A 17,871-nucleotide genomic window follows, 5' to 3' on the forward strand; every position below is an offset into this window, starting at 1 on the left:
TCCGAAACCCACCTGAAATCCACCATCTCGCGCCAGAAAAGGCCAAAATATCGACTATGATCTGTAGTCCGACCCAACGTTAGTCCCCATTTTTATATCGTTTTCAGCCAGTAGCGAATCGCTTGATGTCGTCCATTGCCCCTGCGTGGGCTAAACGAGGCAATTGAATGGAATTCAGATCATTTGAAAAATCCTGGGGCGCTGAAATTCTTGCTGATGACAGCGTCCGTTTTCGTGTTTGGGCACCTGGGCAACAGCACATCACCTTAAGACTTGCCGATAACGACGCAGCCATGCTCGACGCAGGCGACGGTTGGTTTGAGCTGCAAGTCAGCGGCGTGGCGCCTGGCGCAGAGTATAACTTTGTGCTGGACGATGGCACGGTGGTGCCCGATCCCGCCGCCCGTGCGCAAAAGGCAGATGTTAACGGCCCTTCGCTGGTTATCGATCCACAAAGCTATCGCTGGCAACATACCGAGTGGCAAGGTCGCCCGTGGCGCGAAACGGTGGTGTATGAGCTGCACATCGGCACCTTTACACCAGAAGGCACTTTCCAGGCGGCGATAGCCAGGCTGCCGTGGCTGGCTGAATTAGGCATCACGCAGCTGGAAGTGCTGCCGGTTTCACAGTTTGGCGGCAATCGTGGTTGGGGCTACGACGGCGTGTTGCTCTACGCTCCGCATGCGGCTTACGGATCGCCGAATGACTTCAAAGCCTTTATTGATGCCGCGCACGCGCACGGCTTGTCGGTGGTGCTGGATATCGTGCTCAACCACTTTGGCCCGGAAGGCAATTATCTGCCGCTGCTGGCACCGGAATTTTTCCATCAGGAACGCATGACGCCGTGGGGCGCGGGCATTGCTTATGATGTCGATGCGGTGCGGCGCTACATCGTCGAAGCGCCACTCTATTGGCTGCAGGAGTTTAATCTGGATGGGCTGCGCTTTGATGCCATTGACCAGATCGAAGACAGCTCGAGCAAGCATGCCTTGATTGAGATTGCCGAACGCATCCGTCAGGCGATTCCCGAGCGCCCTGTTCATCTCACCACCGAAGATTGCCGCAACGTCATCTTCCTGCATCCGCGCGACAAACAGGGCAACGCGCCGCTGTTTACCGGCGAGTGGAACGATGATTTCCACAATGCGGTGCACGTATTCGCCACCGGTGAAACCCACGCCTATTACGAAGATTTCGCTGAGGTGCCGGAGAAACTCGTGGCGCGCGTGCTGACCGAAGGCTTTGCTTATCAGGGCGAGCTATCGCCACAGAGTGGGCAACGGCGCGGCGTGCCGAGCGCCAGCCAGCCGCCGGTGGCGTTCGTCGATTTCATCCAGAACCACGATCAGGTCGGTAACCGCGCGCAGGGCGATCGCTTGATCAACCTGGCGGGCAGCGATCGCACCAAAGTGCTGCTGGCAATGCTGCTGCTGTCGCCGCACATTCCGCTGCTGTTTATGGGCGAAGAGTATGGCGAAACCAATCCCTTCCTGTTCTTCACCGATTTCCACGGTGATTTGGCCAAAGCGGTGCGTGAAGGTCGCGCCAGAGAGTTTACCGGTCACGCCGGGCATGACGAAGAGGTACCGGATCCCAATGCTGAGCAGACCTTCATCCGTTCGAAACTTGACTGGAATAAGCTGCAAACGCCTGCGGGCCAGAGCTGGCTGGCGTTAACGCGCGAGCTGCTGGCGCTGCGTCAGCAACACATCGTGCCGTTGCTGGCGGATGCGGGTGGCAACAGCGGCAAGGTGCTCGCCACTGCGGAAGGCTTTGTTGCCGTCAGTTGGCGTTTCCCGCAGGGCGTGCTGTCGCTGGCGCTGAATATTGGCAAGCAGACGCAACCTTTACCCACCATGCCAGGCCGCACGGTTTTCGCCTGGCCGCAAGAAACTGAAGCATTACCCCAACACACCATTGTGGTGCGTTTGGATCAGGGAGCAACAAAATGAGCATTCCAACCGCGACGTACCGCATTCAGTTTCGCAACGGCATGACCTTTGATCGCGCCGCAGCGCTGGTGCCTTATCTGCAACGCCTTGGCATCAGCCATCTTTACGCGTCGCCGATTTTCAGCGCCACCGCCGAATCCACTCATGGTTACGATGTGACCGATGCCAATGAGATCGAACCGGCAATTGGCGGCCGCGACGGCTTCAATCGGCTGGTTGAAGCGTTGCAGGACGCCGAGATCGGCTTGATTCTCGACATCGTGCCAAATCATATGGCGGCTTCGCTGGAGAATGCCTGGTGGCGCGATGTGATTGAGTATGGCGAGAGCAGCCGCTATGCCAATCACTTTGACATCGATTGGACGCGCCGCCTGACGCTGCCGTTTCTCGGCGACAGCTTCGAGAACGTGCTGGAAAACGGTGAGCTGAGCATTAAAGCGCATCCGGAAACCGGCCATCCGGCGCTGGCCTATTACGACAGCTTTTACCCGCTGACGCCCGCCAGCTGGCAGGATCGCGCCGACGAGGTGCTGGCGATCACCGATGCCAGAGCGATTGCCGAACTGCATGAGCAGCAGCCCTGGCGCTTGATCAGCTGGCGCGATGCACGCAGCGAGCTCTCTTATCGCCGTTTCTTTGAGATCACCGGTTTAGTCGGCGTGCGCGTTGAAGATGAAGCGGTGTTTGCCGATTCCCACCAGCTGATTCTTGAGCTGGTGCGCTCGGGCGCGGTCAACGGATTACGCGTCGATCACGTTGATGGCCTTGCCGATCCGCAAGGTTATTTGCGCCAGCTGCGCCAGGCCACCGGCCCGGATTGCTATATCACGGTGGAAAAAATCCTCGCCGAAGGGGAACAGATCCCTGACGACTGGCCGATTTCCGGCACCACCGGCTACGAATTTATTGCCGCGCTGTCGCACGCGCTGGTCGATGATTCGCAGATCGATACGCTGCATCTGGCGTATGAAGCTATCACCGGACAACGAAACGACGTTGAAGGCGGACTGCGCGTGGCGCGCGAATTGATGGTCGATCGCAATTTCGCCGGTGAGTTTGCGCGTTTACTCAAGCTGGCGACACAGATTGCCACTTCTGAACATCGCAACCTCGGTGAAGCGGAGCTGCACGTCGCGCTGCGGGAAATCCTTATTGCCTTCCCGGTGTATCGCACTTACGGCCAGCAGGATGGCATGCCGCTCGAAGGTGAAGAGCTGCTGCAACAGGTGCTGGAAATCGTAAAAAACAGCGCGTCGCCAACGGCGCTTAGTTTGCTGCAGGCGATGCTGCTGGGCGCGGTTTCCGAAGAGAGTGAAAAAGATGCGCATGAATTCCGCGTGCGCTTCCAGCAGCTGACCGGACCGCTAATGGCGAAGTCAGTGGAAGACACGCTGTTCTTCCGCAATCACGTCGCGTTAGCCATCAATGAAGTCGGCGCAGAGCCGCTACCACATGCTTTCTCGCTGGCGCATTTCCACAGCGAGATGCAAACGCGGCTGCAACAACAACCCGATGGCATCTCTTCCACTTCAACCCACGACACCAAGCGTGGCGAAGATGCGCGTGCGCGGCTGTACACGCTGAGCGAAGCGCCAGCGCTGTGGGCGGAACACGTGACGCGCTGGCGGCAGATTAATCAGGCGCAGGTGGTTGAGCTGGAAGATGGTGCCGCACCGGAACCGGCGGTGGAATGGATGCTGTATCAGGCGTTAGCCGGCGTATGGCCGACCACCTTGCAGCCGCAGGATGCCAGCCAACTCGAAGAACGCTTTATCCCCTTTGTCGAAAAAGCATTACGCGAAGCCAAGCTGCGTACCGATTGGGCAGAAAGTAATGAAGCCTACGAAAAGGCGGTGCTGGATTACGCGCGTCATCTGCTTTCTCCTGCCAATCAGCTGTTCCTCAGCGACTTCAGCCACGCGTTGCAGCCGTTTATTCAGGCTGGACTGATCAACAGCCTGACGCAAACGGTGATCAAACTCACCGCGCCGGGCGTGCCGGATATCTATCAGGGCAGCGAAGCGCTGGATTTCAGCCTGGTCGATCCCGATAACCGCCGCACGCCGGACTTTGATCTGCTGGAACAGCAGCTTGAAGAGTCTGAATCTCCCGATTTCAACGACGCGCAAAACTGGCTGAGCGGCAAGCTGAAACAACAGGTGATTGCCCGCCTTCTGCATCTGCGCCGCGATTATCCGCAGCTATTCCGCGTAGGTGATTATCAGCCGCTGCAGGTTAACGGTGAACATCAGGAGAAAGTTATCGCCTTTGCGCGTCAGGACAGCGATCACGCGCTGCTGGTGATCCTGCCGCGTCTGAGTTTCGACAACGCGCAGTGGACGCAAACCGAAGTAGAACTGACTGAATCACTCGCCCATCGCCACTATCGCAACTTATGGACGGGCGCAAGCGTGGCGATTGGCGATTACATCGCGCTGGATGAGGCGGCCTCAAGTGCGCCGTTAGTGCTGCTGAGCAGCTGATACATACCCGATCAATCTGTGTGGAGAATAATGGATGACAAGTAAGCCTCTAGAAATTACAGCAGGTTCGGGACAAGTGCTTGGCGCTAACTTTGATGGCCAGGGCGTGAACTTTGCACTGTTTTCGGCCTGCGCTGAGCGCGTAGAGCTGTGTTTGTACGATGAGAGTGGCGAAAACGAAATCGCCCGCTTCGATTTGCCGGAATATACCCATGAAGTGTGGCACGGCTATATTCCCGGCTTGCAGCCCGGCGCGCTCTATGGTTATCGCGTGCACGGCCCTTATGAGCCGGAAAATGGCCATCGCTTTAACCCCAACAAACTGTTGCTCGACCCTTACGCGCGCGAACTGGCGGGCGAATTGCAGTGGGATGAGTCGCACTTCGCCTATGACCTGCATGATGAAGAGAAAGATCTGAGTTTCGATACTCGCGACAGCGCGCCGTTTACGCCGAAATGCGTCGTCATCGATCCCAACGAATTTGACTGGCAGGATGCCAATCGCCCGAATATTCCGTGGTCAAAAACGGTGATTTATGAAGCCCATGTGAAAGGCTTCAGCCAGCTTAATCCGGCAGTGCCCGAAGAGATGCGTGGCACTTACGATGGGATGAGCAATCAGGCCTCGATCGATTACATCAAAAGCCTCGGCGTAACCACCGTGGAGCTGCTGCCGGTGCATGGTTTCCCGGACGATCAGCATCTGCTGGATCGCGGACTGAAAAATTTCTGGGGCTACAACACGCTGGCGTTCTTCGCGCCGGCCACGCGCTACTTTGGTCCGCGCGGCATTCAGGGCTTCCGCGATATGGTGCGCGCCTTCCATGATACCGGTATCGAAGTGATTCTTGATGTGGTCTATAACCACACCGCCGAAGGCAATGAACTCGGTCCAACCTTGTCGTTTAAAGGCATCGATAACTACTCCTATTACCGCACGCTGCCGGATCAGCATCGCTACTACATCAACGATACCGGCACCGGCAACACCGTGAATACCTCGCATCCGCGCGTGCTGCAGATGATCCTGGATTCGCTGCGTTATTGGGCCGAATCGATGCACGTTGATGGCTTCCGCTTTGATCTCGGCACCGTGTTGGGCCGCGAGCCAGAAGGCTTTGACCAGCGCGGCGGCTTCTTTGACGCCATCATGCAGGATCCGGTGCTATCCAGGTTGAAGCTGATTGGTGAGCCGTGGGATATCGGGCCGGGCGGCTATCAGGTTGGCGGCTTCCCGCCAGGCTGGGCGGAGTGGAACGATAAGTATCGCGATACGGTGCGTGAGTATTGGAAAGGTGACATGGTCACAAATGATTTCGCCGCGCGCCTGCTCGGATCCGGCGATCTCTACGACCAGCGCGGTCGCCGTCCGTGGGCCAGCATCAACTTCCTTACCGCGCATGATGGCTTCACGCTGAACGATTTGGTGTCGTATAACGAGAAACACAATGAAGCCAACGGTGAAGATAATAACGACGGCCACAACGAGAACCGTTCGTACAACTACGGCGCGGAAGGCCCAACGGACGATGAAGGCATCAACGCGGTGCGCGAGCGGCAGAAACGCAACTTCCTCGCCACGCTGCTGTTCTCGCACGGCACGCCGATGCTGTTGGCGGGCGATGAGTTTGGTCGTAGTCAGCTTGGCAACAACAACGGCTACTGTCAGGACAGCGAAATTTCGTGGCTGCATTGGGAAAACCTGCCGCCTTCCGCTGATGCGCTGCGCGACTTTACCCGACATATTTTGGCGTTAAGAGCTAAACAGCCGCTGCTGCGGCGTGAAAGCTGGCGCGATGGGATGGAAATCAAATGGTTTAACGCCGGTGGTGGCTTCCAGCAGGCCGACCAATGGGATGATGGCACCACGCTTGGGGTTTATCTCGGTCGGCCGGATTTAGAGACGGAAGAAGGTATCTGGCATGACGTGTTGATGCTGTTTAATCCGTACGAAGGTAATGTGCCGTTCCGTATTCCACAGTTTGGTGAAGGCGGCTGGGTGCTGGAGCTTTCGACTTCAGAAGGCGTTGAGAAGGGATTGGTGATTACTAAAGAGAAGGATTTCGAGCTGGAAGGCCGCAGTCTGGCGCTGTTCCGCAGACCGTAATACGGTCGCCATTCATGGCGACCCTGGTTATCAGGTGCGCATCAATGCGCACCTGATAAAATAAATTAACTAAATTCCTTAATCTGCCGATGGTTATTAACTTGCCTTCCTTCCTGTGCTGCTCCGCCCGGGAGGCTTTTTAGATTAAGGATAATAAAATGAACATCTCCCAACGTCTGTTTGCCACATTTTCTATACTGTTTGCTGCCATAATCCTACAAGCTGTACTCGCCATTTCTCTGCTTTCAGGTTTTCAGGATCGTTTTGAATACGTGCAGGCCAATGCGATTCCCTCGATTAAAGATCTGGGCAAACTCATTGATGGCAGTAACCAGCTGGCCCTAACGCTGTACAAACACAAAAGCCAGACCGACGACAGTAAAATGCCGGCGATTGAGAATGAGATCCAAAAACAGCTGGCGGATTTGAAATCACAAACCGATTACTACATGGCTAACGATATCTCCAATGATGAAGATAAGCGCTTAACGGAAGTCGCTTACGCCAATATTGAGCATGTCATCGCCGCGCTGCCGTCTTTCTTAGCCGCTTCGCGTGGCCATCAAAATGATATCAGTCTGGCGCTGATTGACGGGCAAACTGGCATCGGTGCCGCGATCCGTCAGCTGATTAGTGATTATCAAAAACAGCTGCAGCTAAATATCACTATTGGAGATGAACTGCGCGCCACTAACCGCAGCACCTTCCATTCCGTGCTGTGGACCACCATTGCTGGCGTTATTGCTACCGTGCTGATTTTTGGTGTGCTGTCGCTGTTCACCGTACTGCGCATTCGTCGCAGTTTGTCTGCGGCAGGCAAGGTGATGATGGCGGCCAGCGAGAACCTCGATTTGACGCTGAAGGCGGATGAAAGTCGTCGTGATGAAGTGGGCAACATGGCGCACTCGTTTAACATCCTTATGGAGCGCGTGTCAGGCGCGCTGTCTTCCGTGCGTCAGGCATCACAATCGGTTAGTAGCGCATCGGTGCAGATCACCGCTGGCAATGAAGATCTTTCATCACGTACAGAACAGCAGGCGGCATCATTGGAACAAACCGCCGCCAGCATGACCGAACTGAGTGAAACGGTACGTCAGACTGCTGATAACACCCGCCAGGCGAGTCAGCTTGCCGCCAACGCCAGCGGATTGTCGGAGAAGAGCAGCACATCACTGACCACCATGCTTTCAACCATGGATAACATTCGTGGTAGCTCGCGCAAAGTGACCGAAATTGTCTCGATCATTGAAGGCATTGCTTTCCAGACCAATATTTTGGCGCTCAACGCCGCTGTTGAAGCCGCGCGTGCCGGTGAGCATGGCAAAGGATTTGCTGTGGTCGCCGGTGAAGTGCGTAACTTATCGCAGCGTTCCACCACCGCCGCGCGTGAAATCAAGACGCTGATTGAAGAGTCCCATCGTTTGACCGAAGCCGGTGCCGCGCAGGCCAGCGACGTCGGCCGCAATATGAGCGTAATGAATGATGCCATTCATCAGGTGAGCCAACTGGTGGAAGAGATTGCCGCCGCTGCCGTTGAACAGAGCCAGGGCATTGTGCAGGTGCAGCAAGCGGTGAATCAGATGGACGATGTCACGCAGCAGAACGCCGCGCTGGTGGAAGAAGCTTCTGCCGCTTCGCAGTCGCTGCAGGAGCAGGCCGGGAATCTGAATCAGCTGGTGGGGAAATTCCATGTTGCGGGTGCAGGCGAGGTTTATCAGACCCAGGCTGTGGTGCATAAGGCTTCATACGTTAAGCCCTCGCGCGTTGCGATGGTGAATGACGCGGATTGGCAGAGCTTTTAAGGTGTTACCAAAATCTAGCTAAGCTACGTAGGGTCGCCATTCATGGCGACCTAACTGCATTTGCCTGGCAAAACTCTGCAATATTTCACCCGCTATTAGTCGTTCCACTCCTCTCTTTTGAACAAAAATTAGCGTTCATCCCACTGTAATCTGGCTGTCTGTCATTCAGGGAGGATGAATATGGATACGGTTGAGCAGCTTAATGGGACGTACTTCTACGCTGGGCGGTCAAACTTAACCTCCAGTGAACTACTTTTTATGATTTTTTGTGAAAAGGTCGTCGAGCAATATGGATTGGGCGTTGCCGATTTCACAGCTGTGGCGGCTATCGTTTCCGGTAGAAACAACCTATCAACGAGAGGGAAAATTGGTGGCAATACAACGAAAGGTACTTCCTATGCATCAAAAGCTTCACGAGCCGTATTCAAGAAGGCTAAATTCCCTTTTGGACTTGAGCTCCCAACATGGTTAGGTGGTTATACGCCATGGACTGCAAGAAAAGTTTATGTCCGAAACATTGGCACTTTTGTTGGGAGAACCGTTCCCTTACTCGGAGTCATAATACTTGCTGCCGATGTATCACAAATAGTTTATTTTACGGTCAGGGACTACAACTTAATTGCCTCAGAAGCAGATAAAATATGGTGAGCAATTTAGATCAGCAAATATATGACTTCATTCAGCCGTATGCTGGAACCTATTTTTTTAACATCAAGAAAGTAATTCTTACACAAAATACTGATCTCGATACCGATCTTAGCATTGATGAATATGAGGCTGAGGAGTTAATGAGAGAGTATTTTAAAAAATTTAATGTTGATCCAGCTGGCTTCGATATCAAAGTCTACTATCCAGAAATTCCATTTTCCTGGAATCCTTTTAAAAAGATTAATCCAGTGCTGGTTCCCGATTTTTCGATAGGAATGTTAATAGAATCCGCTAAAGCAGGTCGTTGGTTATACAATTAATACAAGGAGAATTAATATGGCAATTCCAGTTCATATGTGGATTAAAGATGATGGCGGTGCTGTAATCCGTGGTGGTTCTGATGTAATGAACCGTGAAGGCAGTATTGAGCTTAGAGGTATTCACCATAATCTCAGCATTCCGACAGATAGCAATACTGGTAAGCTGACTGGTACCAGGCAACATGCTCCGTTCCAATTCGAAAAAGAAATTGATTCCGCATCCCCTTATCTCTATAAAGCTGTTGCTACAGGCCAGACGATGAAAGCTGCAGAATTTAAGTGGTATCGCATCAGTGACGCCGGCCAGGAAGAAGAGTACTTCAATATATTAATGGAAGATGTAAAGGTCATATCCATATCGCCGATCATGCATGATACGCGTAATTGTCCTGGAACCGGACATATGGAAAGCGTTGCGCTTCGTTATGCAAAGATCACGTGGAAATATGTTGATGGCAACATTCAGTACACCGATGCATGGAATGAGAGGCCAACGGCCTAAAGCCAGAAGTAGAATTATTGAAAGAGATTTATCGCAGCTTATTCGATGCCGGAATCCTGCTTATGCATAACACGGGATTTCGGCACAGAATCAATCCGAATATTCTCAGACCTTCAGCATTTTCACAGTGGCATCAATATCGATTTCATCTGCCGTGAAAATTAAGGTTGTTCCCTGAAAAGTGGTAATCGCCAGTTTTTTAAGTGAGCGGACTTCATCCGGCTTAACATCTGTTTTCGGCTTGATGCTATTCATCAAAATGCCAACTGACAGCACGGTATTCTCTTTATCGATACGCGTCTCAACCGGCACTTCTTCGCTGTAAACCACGTAAGACTTGATCGACGTAAGCTTTAGGCGCTCACCGGCAATATAGATATATTTGCTTTCGGGTGCGACTTTCACCGCATAGGCTGACAAACCCTTGTTATTGGTTGTCGGCTCGAATGTCACCGCCGCATCTTTCTTGATCAGCTCAGGGTTAGCGACCTTAATCACATGGAAATAGCGGTTATCGCCATTTTCATCTTTGATAAATCCAAAACCTTTATCCTGAAACCAGGTTGTGATCGTTCCGTTCATCGCCATTGCCGCCTACCTAATCGTTATCTACTCAGTTTTTTCAGCCCGCAGTGTAAAGCACATTGCCTGCGCAGACCACGTCTTTGCTGTAAGTCTGGACGATAATTTTTGGCTATGCGAGTGCTTAGCCACCAGATTCGCCAGCCAGTTGAAAATTCGCTATTATCCGCCTCCCTTCCTCAGCCGGGCGCTCAGATGTCTACCATTATCGATCACTTTATTGCCCCGCCTTGCAATGACGAGATTGAGATTCTTTATCAGGATGATCATCTGCTGCTGATCAATAAACCTGCTGGCTTGCTCAGCCTGTCGGGAAAAAATCCGCTCAATCTCGATTCAGTGCATCATCGGTTAGTAAAGCTGTTCCCCGGTTGCACGCTGGTGCATCGGCTGGATTTTGGAACATCGGGATTAATGGTGATTGCCCGCAACAAGGCGATTAATGCCGCATTGTGCCAGCAGTTCAGCCAGCGCAGCGTGACCAAGATTTATCGCGCGCTGTTGTGTGGGCATCTGGCTGATGATGAAGGTGTGATCGATGCGCCAATTGCTAAAGATCCGGCGCTGTTTCCGCTAATGACGATTTGCGCAGTCAGTGGCAAACCTGCTCGCTCACCTTATCGTGTCATTGAGCGCACGCATGAAGGGATGCTGCCATTAACGCGGGTCGAACTCACGCCAGAAACGGGACGCACCCATCAACTGCGCATTCACTGCCAGCAGTTGGGCCATCCGATTTTGGGTTGCGATCTGTATGGCGGGCGCTTGCTGCCGGGAAGCGAACAAACGCCGCGATTGATGTTACACGCCAGTGAGTTGAATTTTATTCATCCGGTAAGCGGTGAGTCGGTAAACATCCGCAATGCCTGCCCATTCTGACAGCGCAAGCGGCGTTTTGATTACCACATCAAATCATCTGGCACTTTGAAATCAGCGTACGGATCGTCTTCATCCTGTTCTTCCTGACTCAATGCGCTGTTCAATACGATACTGCTCGCATCTCGCTGTGCAATTTTATCCGCAACGCTGGCGGGAATGATCGCGTATTGACTCTCACCATTGCTATCAATGCTGAGTCGCGCGATGGCAAGGCGGCCATTAATCAGCTGTGTCTGAGTCAGCTTATCCACGTCGATTTTTTTGATCAGATTATTGTCGGTGAAATTAAAACCAATATTGCCTTTCGAAATATCGATTTTGTTCATTTCGATCAGCTGCTTCACCTGCGCTTTATACTCTTTGGCTAAAGTCGCCTGTTTTTGCTGCTCACTCAGCTGCTTATCACGCTCAAGCTGCGCTTTTTTGTTTTCTTCCACTGCTTCTCTGGCTTCACGAGCCTGAACGCGTGATTTTTTAGCGGTTCTCTGAACCTTGTCCATTTTTTTGCTGCTGACTAAGCCTGCTTTCAGCATTTGCTCTTGTAAGGTGAGTTTTGCCATTTTCGTGTCTGACCCGTTAAAAAATTTGGGGAGAGTATACCTGCAATGATGAAGTCTGTGCCAGACCGCACGGGCTGACTGCTGAACGCACGATCTTCATCATCACTCTCATCATGAAATTCCTTCATGTTCGATGAAATTAAATCACTTTTTTTCAACCAGTGACTCAGGCATAAAAGTACCATCGTTAATAACTTAAAATAATATGAAGCCTGCTGATTGAGAGTACCCGATAAGAACATGGGGAAAGCCTAAAAATCCAGCCACAGCAAGGCCTTATATTTATAACCAGGACAGCAGACTAAAATGAATAACGCCTTTACATTTACGGTTAAGAGCCTTCGTTTCGACGAAAATTACAATCCTTCTGGCAATACACGCATCACCACCAACTTTGCGAATCTGGCCCGCGGTGAGAAGCGTCAGGAGAATCTGCGCAATGCGCTGGTGATGATTGATAACCGCTTCAATTCTCTGGCGCATTGGGACAACCCGAAAAGCGATCGTTATGCGGTTGAGCTGGAGATTATTACGGCTGAGCTGAATCTCGGTGTTGAAGGCAATGGCAATACCTTCCCAGTCATTGAAATATTGAAAACCAATATCGTTGATAAAAAAACCAATGAGCGCATCGAAGGGATTGTAGGCAATAACTTCTCTTCTTACGTGCGTGATTATGACTTTAGCGTTGTATTGTCAGAGCATAATAAGAGCCACACTGAATTCCGTACGCCAGATAACTTTGGCGACCTGCATGGCAATATCTTCAAAAACTTCGTTAACTCAGACGCATACAAAGCTAACTTCAATAAAGCACCGGTTATCTGCCTGAGCGTATCAAGTAAAAACACCTATTATCGTACCGGTAATGTACATCCGGTACTGGGCATCGAATATCAGCAGGATGAGCTCTCACTGACTGATGAATATTTCGGAAAAATGGGCCTGCGGGCGCGTTATTTCATGCCGGCAAACAGTGCTGCGCCTTTGGCTTTCTATTTCCATGGCGATTTACTCAGTGATTACACCAATCTTGAGCTGATCGGTACCATCAGCACCATGGAGACGTTCCAAAAGATTTACCGTCCTGAGATTTACAATGCTAACTCGGCCGCCGGTAATCAGTATCAGCCAAGCTTAAATCATCAGGATTATTCTTTAACGCGAATTGTTTATGATCGAGAAGAACGTAGCCATTTGGCAGTTGAACAAGGGAAGTTCACGGAAGAGCGCTTTATTAAGCCTTACCAAACTATTCTTGAGCAATGGTTTGCTACTCCCGTTCTTTGATCACCCATAAAAATATAAGGTCACCTGCTATGAAAAAATTATTACCGACTTCCACTGCTGGTAGTTTGCCAAAACCATCGTGGCTGGCTCAGCCCGAAACATTGTGGTCGCCGTGGAAATTGCAAGATCAGGAATTAACCGACGGTAAACAAGATGCGCTGCGTTTGTGCCTGGAAGATCAACAGCAGGCAGGTATTGATATCGTCAGTGATGGCGAACAAACGCGTCAGCACTTTGTTACCACCTTTATTGAACATCTCAACGGCGTGGATTTTGAGAAGCGCGAGATCGTTAAAATCCGCGATCGTTATGATGCCAGTGTTCCAACCGTTGTTGGTCCGGTAAGCCGTCAAAAGTCGGTGTTCGTTGAAGATGCTAAGTTTTTGCGCCAGCAGACTGACCGTCCAATTAAATGGGCGCTGCCGGGTCCAATGACCATGATCGACACGCTTTATGACAACCACTATAAAAGCCGTGAAAAACTGGCATGGGAATTCGCTAAAATTCTCAATGAAGAAGCCAAAGAGTTAGAAGCGGTAGGTGTCGATATTATTCAGTTTGATGAGCCGGCATTTAATGTCTTCTTCGACGAAGTGAATGATTGGGGTATCGCGACCTTAGAACGAGCCATTGAAGGGTTGAAATGCGAGACCGCTGTGCATATTTGCTACGGTTATGGCATCAAAGCGAATACCGACTGGAAAAAGACGCTGGGCACCGAGTGGCGTCAATATGAAGAGATCTTCCCTAAACTGCAAAAGTCGAATATCGATATCATCTCACTGGAGTGTCAAAACTCACATGTGCCGATGGAATTGATGGAACTGATTCGCGGCAAAAAAGTGATGGTTGGTGCCATTGACGTGGCAAGCAATACCATTGAAACGCCTGAAGAAGTTGCCGCGACGCTGCGCAAAGCGCTGCAGTTTGTCGACGCCGACAAACTCTATCCTTGCACCAACTGCGGCATGATTCCTTTGCCGCGCGGCGTGGCAAGAGGCAAGCTGGATGCATTAAGCGCCGGTGCGGAGATTGTGCGTAAAGAGCTGCTGAATAAATAACGCGGCCAAATAGCACCATATACAAAACTCGGTCCGGGATATGACAATCATTCCCGGACCGAGCAGCTGAATCATTATTTGTTAACCTGCCCACCCGACTTTCTGAAATCAATCACCATAGTTTGACCATCCTGAAAGGCGTCAAAATCCGCTCCCTGCGAAAGATATTCACGCGGTTTAATGACTCTCATCTCTTCGGTTGCTTTCACCGCTTTCAACCTCAAGCCAGCGTTTTTAATCAAAGCCAGCCAAATCCACGGTTCAGACTCACCCAGCATTTTCATTCGTATATGATCGATGATGGGGAAGTTACGAATATTGGTTTGTACTTCCGGAGCATCATTTAATTGCCCAACAAAGGCGAGGGAATCAATCGATTGTGCATCCGGAGCGGATAAAGTGATTTTAATCTGATTCATCACCTCCATTTGGTAACGTTGATCATTCACCACCGTATTGAAACTGATTAACATCACCACCAGATGATAAAAAAGCAAAACGACACTGAATCCCGCCAGCCAATTTCTTATTGCAGGTAAAGCGTGCACGGATACGTAGAAACAGAACAGGAAGGTAATGCTGCAGGCGCCCAACATGCGTGGCGCAAATAACGGGGTAGCTAATGCCAAAGAAAGACCAGGAATCGCCATAATTGCGATTAATCCTGCACTCAACATCAATATGGCCGCGCTTACCGTCAATTTCCGCTGCTGTTTTAAGTTGCGTGCCATCAAAATAAGGCCTGAAAAAAGCATCAGCAAAGGCAACAATAAAAATATCATCAGGCCGCGCGGATAGGCGCTGAGAAAAAGACGACTAAACGTTTTAATCGTTTCAATGATGACCAGCAAAGAATCTGAATTGGGCAGTAACAGCTTGCTGTGTTTCATGCTGTACCAGTCAATCTTTACCGGCAGCAGATAATTCATCGCCAGTTTATAGGCCAGGATGGCAATGCCCAGCGCCACTATTTTCCCGAATAGCCACGTCCATGTGAAATGTTCATTATTCAACCGTGCAATAGCCAGTAACGCTACGCAAGCAATATAGACATTAAGTCCTGGCTGATAGAACGTTTGAATCAGCAGTAATATTAGCGTCGTGTAAATGATCCCCTGAAACGGCTTTGATCGGTTCACCATGCTTGCCAGCATGGCGCCCGCGAATGACAAAAGAATGGTTAGGCTGTCAAAGGTATACAGCATTCCCTGCGCCAGAAAGGGATTAAGCACCACAAAAAGCGGCGGCACAAATGACCAGTAGCCAATCAGGGGAATTTTAATTTTTTCAGTGAAGAAAACAGCTGCAACACTCAGCAACAGTAATCCAAGCAGTAAATTAAGCGGAGAAACATCACTGACCGTATTACCAAAAGAGACCAAAGCCTCTAATAACCAGGTGCCCGGTCTTCCGTTGCTCAGCCATGTCGACCGATCCCCATCCAGTATCCGGTAAAGGTCATCCCGATAATAAATTTTGTTGGTCCACACAGGTAGCGTTGCCAGCATTCCCATCATCATGGTCAAAGCGATACGCTGTATCCGACTTACCGACGGAGGATCATTTACGGGCATCATTTTATTAGCGAATTTCCATCGATCTGGGACGGGCGGAATTTATTTCCGCGTAGATACAACCTAGTGTAGGCGGTTTTTTTAGAAGGGATGCTCAGGGATGATAAACATCATTGGCAGGTTTGGGCTGTGCGGATAACATGTCACTTTATCTCCTTCTAACAGGCAACATTGGCATGGCTCTAATCCCTAAAAACTACACGCGGCTGGAAAGCGGCTATCGTGAAAAAGCATTAAAAATCTATCCGTGGGTATGCGGCCGCTGCTCGCGCGAATTTGTCTATTCAAACCTGCGCGAATTAACCGTTCATCACATCGATCACGATCACACCAATAATCCGGAAGATGGCAGTAACTGGGAGTTGTTGTGCCTATATTGTCACGACCACGAGCACTCGAAATACACCGAAGCGGATCAGTACGGTACAACGGTTGTGGCTGGGGAAGATGCACAAAAAGATGTCGGTGAAGCCACCTATAACCCGTTTGCCGATTTGAAGGCCATGTTGAATAAGAAGAAGTAAGGTTATTGTTTGAGACAGAGGTCGCCTTGAATGGCGACCCTACGAAGGCCCGTTCCGCGTACCCGCCAAATTACCGTAGGGTCGCCATTTATGGCGACCGATTTACGCTTACTTATTAGTCTTAGTGCTATTACTGAACTGCTCGGTGAGGTAGTTGCTGGTGTTATTCAGCACGCTAACCATCTTATCCAGATTGGTGAACTGCTTTTTATAACGCGCGATAGTGTCATCGATACGTTTGCTGGCGGTATTGTACTGATCGGTCAGCGTATTCAGTTTTTTACTGATGGTATCCGTCGCGCCCTGCAGCACACCTTTGCTACTAAGGAACGCATTGAAGGTGGTGTTCAGTACGGTCGAAACGCCGGTTTTCTTGCCATCGCCAACAAACATGTCGCGAATGGCTTCCGGTTTAACCTGCAAACTGCTGGTCAGTTTGGTCGCATCAAGCTTCAGTTTACCGTCGGTTGGGTCGGTTGTAATACCCGCCTGCGATAACGTTTTATAGACGCTGGAACCGGAAGTGTTGGCCAGAATGCTTTTCATCTGCACCTGAATGTTACGCAATGTGCCATCGCCAAGCAGCGCACCATTTTTGCCATCCGGATCTTTACCCGCATCCACCGCCGTATATTTGGTCAAACTCGCCATCGTATCCTGCAGCGAGTTATAGGCATTCACCCAATCGGTAATAGCGGTTTTCGCCTTGTTGGTATCGCTGCTCACCGTCAGCGTTTGGTTGCCGCTGGTTTCATCGTTAAGCTTCAGCGTGATGCCTTCCACCGCGTCGGTGATCACGTTGCTGCTGCTCTCAATCGCCACATTATTCACGGTCAGCTTGGCATTCTGCGCTTCGACGCTTTGCGTCATGCCGCTGCTGCCAGCATTTGTCGCATCAAAGCCGATAAAGTCGTGCAAGGTATCATCGCCGGTCACGCTCAGCGATTTCACCGCATTGCCGGTGCCGGATGCAGATGAAGTCAGTGACAAACGGTATTCAGTGGCCGAAACCTTAATCAGGCTGGCGGTAACACCAACGTCGGACTTGTTGATGGTGTCACGAATGGCAGAAAGCGAGGTCTGATCTTTGGTCAGCGTAATGCTCTTCTCTTTACCTTCTGCAGTGACAAATTTCAGGGTTCTGGACGCTGCATCGCTGCCAATCGCCGCTTTAATATCGGTTTTACTGTCGCTGGTTAGCGTTTGCGATTGCGCCAGTTTCTGCACGCTGATGGTGTATTTGCCCGCCAACGCATTGCCGTTGGAATCGGCGCTAAACGCTGTTGAACTGGATGCGGTGGTCGTCGAGGTGTACAGGGCGGCATCGTTTAATTTGTTGTTTGCCGTCTGGAAAGACTGAATCGCGGTTTTGAGCGTGCCATAGGCAGACAACTTGGCGGTCGCCGCCGATTGTTGCTTAGAAATCGGTGCCAGCGATTGCTTCTCTGCCGCAGTCAGTTTGTCGAGGATGGTGCTTAAACCCAGTCCTGAACCGACGCCTAATGTTGAAATCCCAGTCATGAACGCAACTCCTGTTAATTTAACGTTACGGTACTATCGGCAGCCTTAACGCAAACTTTATAATAA

15 protein-coding genes are annotated in these 17,871 nt (G+C 51.0%); 11 read left to right on the forward strand and 4 right to left on the reverse strand.

Going from position 1 to position 17,871, the window contains the following annotated elements; all coding sequences use genetic code 11:
* Positions 1 to 167 precede the first annotated feature (167 nt).
* The 7 genes from treZ to ACXIZX_RS23095 all read left to right on the forward strand — a co-directional run bounded on the left by treZ (position 168) and on the right by ACXIZX_RS23095 (position 9,814).
* Positions 168 to 1,952 (forward strand): malto-oligosyltrehalose trehalohydrolase, encoded by a 1,785-nt coding sequence (gene treZ, locus ACXIZX_RS23065; RefSeq protein ID WP_479405153.1) that lies wholly within the window; start codon positions 168 to 170, stop codon positions 1,950 to 1,952.
* Positions 1,949 to 4,435: a malto-oligosyltrehalose synthase gene (gene treY / locus ACXIZX_RS23070; RefSeq protein WP_479405154.1), complete on the forward strand. Its 2,487-nt coding sequence runs from the start codon at positions 1,949 to 1,951 to the stop codon at positions 4,433 to 4,435. The genes treZ and treY overlap by 4 nt, the downstream gene beginning before the upstream one ends.
* 34 nt (positions 4,436 to 4,469) lie before the next feature.
* Entirely contained in the window at positions 4,470 to 6,542 is a 2,073-nt protein-coding gene (gene glgX / locus ACXIZX_RS23075; RefSeq protein WP_479405155.1) for a glycogen debranching protein GlgX, read from the forward strand.
* A 158-nt stretch (positions 6,543 to 6,700) separates the two neighbouring features.
* On the forward strand, positions 6,701 to 8,344 hold the full coding sequence (locus ACXIZX_RS23080; protein ID WP_179452774.1) for a methyl-accepting chemotaxis protein: 1,644 nt from the start codon (positions 6,701 to 6,703) through the stop codon (positions 8,342 to 8,344).
* 180 nt (positions 8,345 to 8,524) lie between these two features.
* Positions 8,525 to 8,992, forward strand: a complete 468-nt coding sequence (locus ACXIZX_RS23085; protein WP_179452775.1) for an STM2901 family protein — start codon at positions 8,525 to 8,527, stop codon at positions 8,990 to 8,992.
* Positions 8,986 to 9,312, forward strand: a complete 327-nt coding sequence (locus tag ACXIZX_RS23090; protein WP_179452776.1) for a DUF1493 family protein — start codon at positions 8,986 to 8,988, stop codon at positions 9,310 to 9,312. Before ACXIZX_RS23085 ends, ACXIZX_RS23090 begins: the two co-directional genes overlap by 7 nt.
* Positions 9,313 to 9,328: 16 nt before the next feature.
* Positions 9,329 to 9,814 (forward strand): Hcp family type VI secretion system effector, encoded by a 486-nt coding sequence (locus ACXIZX_RS23095; protein WP_179452777.1) that lies wholly within the window; start codon positions 9,329 to 9,331, stop codon positions 9,812 to 9,814.
* Between the two features lie 105 nt (positions 9,815 to 9,919).
* Here ACXIZX_RS23095 and ACXIZX_RS23100 read toward each other — a convergent pair whose 3' ends face one another.
* Positions 9,920 to 10,402 carry a cold-shock protein gene (locus ACXIZX_RS23100; protein WP_179452778.1) on the reverse strand — a complete coding sequence of 161 codons (483 nt, stop codon included), beginning with the start codon at positions 10,400 to 10,402 and terminating at the stop codon, positions 9,920 to 9,922.
* A 189-nt stretch (positions 10,403 to 10,591) separates the two neighbouring features.
* Here ACXIZX_RS23100 and ACXIZX_RS23105 point away from each other — a divergent pair, with 189 nt between their 5' ends.
* Positions 10,592 to 11,275: an RluA family pseudouridine synthase gene (locus ACXIZX_RS23105; RefSeq protein WP_179452779.1), complete on the forward strand. Its 684-nt coding sequence runs from the start codon at positions 10,592 to 10,594 to the stop codon at positions 11,273 to 11,275.
* Between the two features lie 20 nt (positions 11,276 to 11,295).
* Here the strand turns inward: ACXIZX_RS23105 and ACXIZX_RS23110 are convergent, their stop codons facing one another.
* Entirely contained in the window at positions 11,296 to 11,835 is a 540-nt protein-coding gene (locus tag ACXIZX_RS23110; protein WP_061719632.1) for a DUF2058 domain-containing protein, read from the reverse strand.
* A 306-nt stretch (positions 11,836 to 12,141) separates the two neighbouring features.
* On the opposite strand from ACXIZX_RS23110, the gene ACXIZX_RS23115 reads away from it, so the two are divergent.
* Both ACXIZX_RS23115 and ACXIZX_RS23120 read left to right on the forward strand, forming a co-directional pair.
* Complete coding sequence (locus tag ACXIZX_RS23115; RefSeq protein WP_479405156.1) at positions 12,142 to 13,125, forward strand: DUF1852 domain-containing protein; 984 nt, start codon at positions 12,142 to 12,144, stop codon at positions 13,123 to 13,125.
* 29 nt (positions 13,126 to 13,154) lie between these two features.
* Positions 13,155 to 14,186: a methionine synthase gene (locus tag ACXIZX_RS23120; protein ID WP_008106326.1), complete on the forward strand. Its 1,032-nt coding sequence runs from the start codon at positions 13,155 to 13,157 to the stop codon at positions 14,184 to 14,186.
* Positions 14,187 to 14,260: 74 nt separating this feature from the next.
* On the opposite strand, the gene ACXIZX_RS23125 is transcribed toward ACXIZX_RS23120, so the two are convergent.
* Positions 14,261 to 15,694, reverse strand: a complete 1,434-nt coding sequence (locus tag ACXIZX_RS23125; RefSeq protein ID WP_286176344.1) for a glucosyltransferase domain-containing protein — start codon at positions 15,692 to 15,694, stop codon at positions 14,261 to 14,263.
* A gap of 242 nt (positions 15,695 to 15,936) precedes the next feature.
* Between ACXIZX_RS23125 and yajD the strand changes: the two genes are divergently transcribed.
* The gene (yajD, locus tag ACXIZX_RS23130) at positions 15,937 to 16,284 is read left to right on the forward strand and encodes an HNH nuclease YajD (protein WP_008106321.1); all 348 of its coding nucleotides are present in this window, start codon (positions 15,937 to 15,939) and stop codon (positions 16,282 to 16,284) included.
* Between the two features lie 108 nt (positions 16,285 to 16,392).
* Here the strand turns inward: yajD and fliD are convergent, their stop codons facing one another.
* The gene (gene fliD, locus ACXIZX_RS23135; protein ID WP_479405157.1) at positions 16,393 to 17,805 is read right to left on the reverse strand and encodes a flagellar filament capping protein FliD; all 1,413 of its coding nucleotides are present in this window, start codon (positions 17,803 to 17,805) and stop codon (positions 16,393 to 16,395) included.
* Positions 17,806 to 17,871 lie beyond the last annotated feature (66 nt).

The sequence above is a fragment of the Candidatus Pantoea symbiotica genome (genome assembly GCF_056491525.1).

Excerpts from the sequence above, each read along its gene's own strand:
- treZ (WP_479405153.1), top strand. The coding sequence starts at position 168 with ATGGAATTCAGATCATTTGAAAAATCCTGGGGCGCTGAAATTCTTGCT.
- treY (WP_479405154.1), top strand. The coding sequence starts at position 1,949 with ATGAGCATTCCAACCGCGACGTACCGCATTCAGTTTCGCAACGGCATG.
- glgX (WP_479405155.1), top strand. The coding sequence starts at position 4,470 with ATGACAAGTAAGCCTCTAGAAATTACAGCAGGTTCGGGACAAGTGCTT.
- ACXIZX_RS23080 (WP_179452774.1), top strand. The coding sequence starts at position 6,701 with ATGAACATCTCCCAACGTCTGTTTGCCACATTTTCTATACTGTTTGCT.
- ACXIZX_RS23085 (WP_179452775.1), top strand. The coding sequence starts at position 8,525 with ATGGATACGGTTGAGCAGCTTAATGGGACGTACTTCTACGCTGGGCGG.
- ACXIZX_RS23090 (WP_179452776.1), top strand. The coding sequence starts at position 8,986 with ATGGTGAGCAATTTAGATCAGCAAATATATGACTTCATTCAGCCGTAT.
- ACXIZX_RS23095 (WP_179452777.1), top strand. The coding sequence starts at position 9,329 with ATGGCAATTCCAGTTCATATGTGGATTAAAGATGATGGCGGTGCTGTA.
- ACXIZX_RS23100 (WP_179452778.1), bottom strand. The coding sequence starts at position 10,402 with ATGGCGATGAACGGAACGATCACAACCTGGTTTCAGGATAAAGGTTTT.
- ACXIZX_RS23105 (WP_179452779.1), top strand. The coding sequence starts at position 10,592 with ATGTCTACCATTATCGATCACTTTATTGCCCCGCCTTGCAATGACGAG.
- ACXIZX_RS23110 (WP_061719632.1), bottom strand. The coding sequence starts at position 11,835 with ATGGCAAAACTCACCTTACAAGAGCAAATGCTGAAAGCAGGCTTAGTC.
- ACXIZX_RS23115 (WP_479405156.1), top strand. The coding sequence starts at position 12,142 with ATGAATAACGCCTTTACATTTACGGTTAAGAGCCTTCGTTTCGACGAA.
- ACXIZX_RS23120 (WP_008106326.1), top strand. The coding sequence starts at position 13,155 with ATGAAAAAATTATTACCGACTTCCACTGCTGGTAGTTTGCCAAAACCA.
- ACXIZX_RS23125 (WP_286176344.1), bottom strand. The coding sequence starts at position 15,694 with ATGCTGGCAACGCTACCTGTGTGGACCAACAAAATTTATTATCGGGAT.
- yajD (WP_008106321.1), top strand. The coding sequence starts at position 15,937 with ATGGCTCTAATCCCTAAAAACTACACGCGGCTGGAAAGCGGCTATCGT.
- fliD (WP_479405157.1), bottom strand. The coding sequence starts at position 17,805 with ATGACTGGGATTTCAACATTAGGCGTCGGTTCAGGACTGGGTTTAAGC.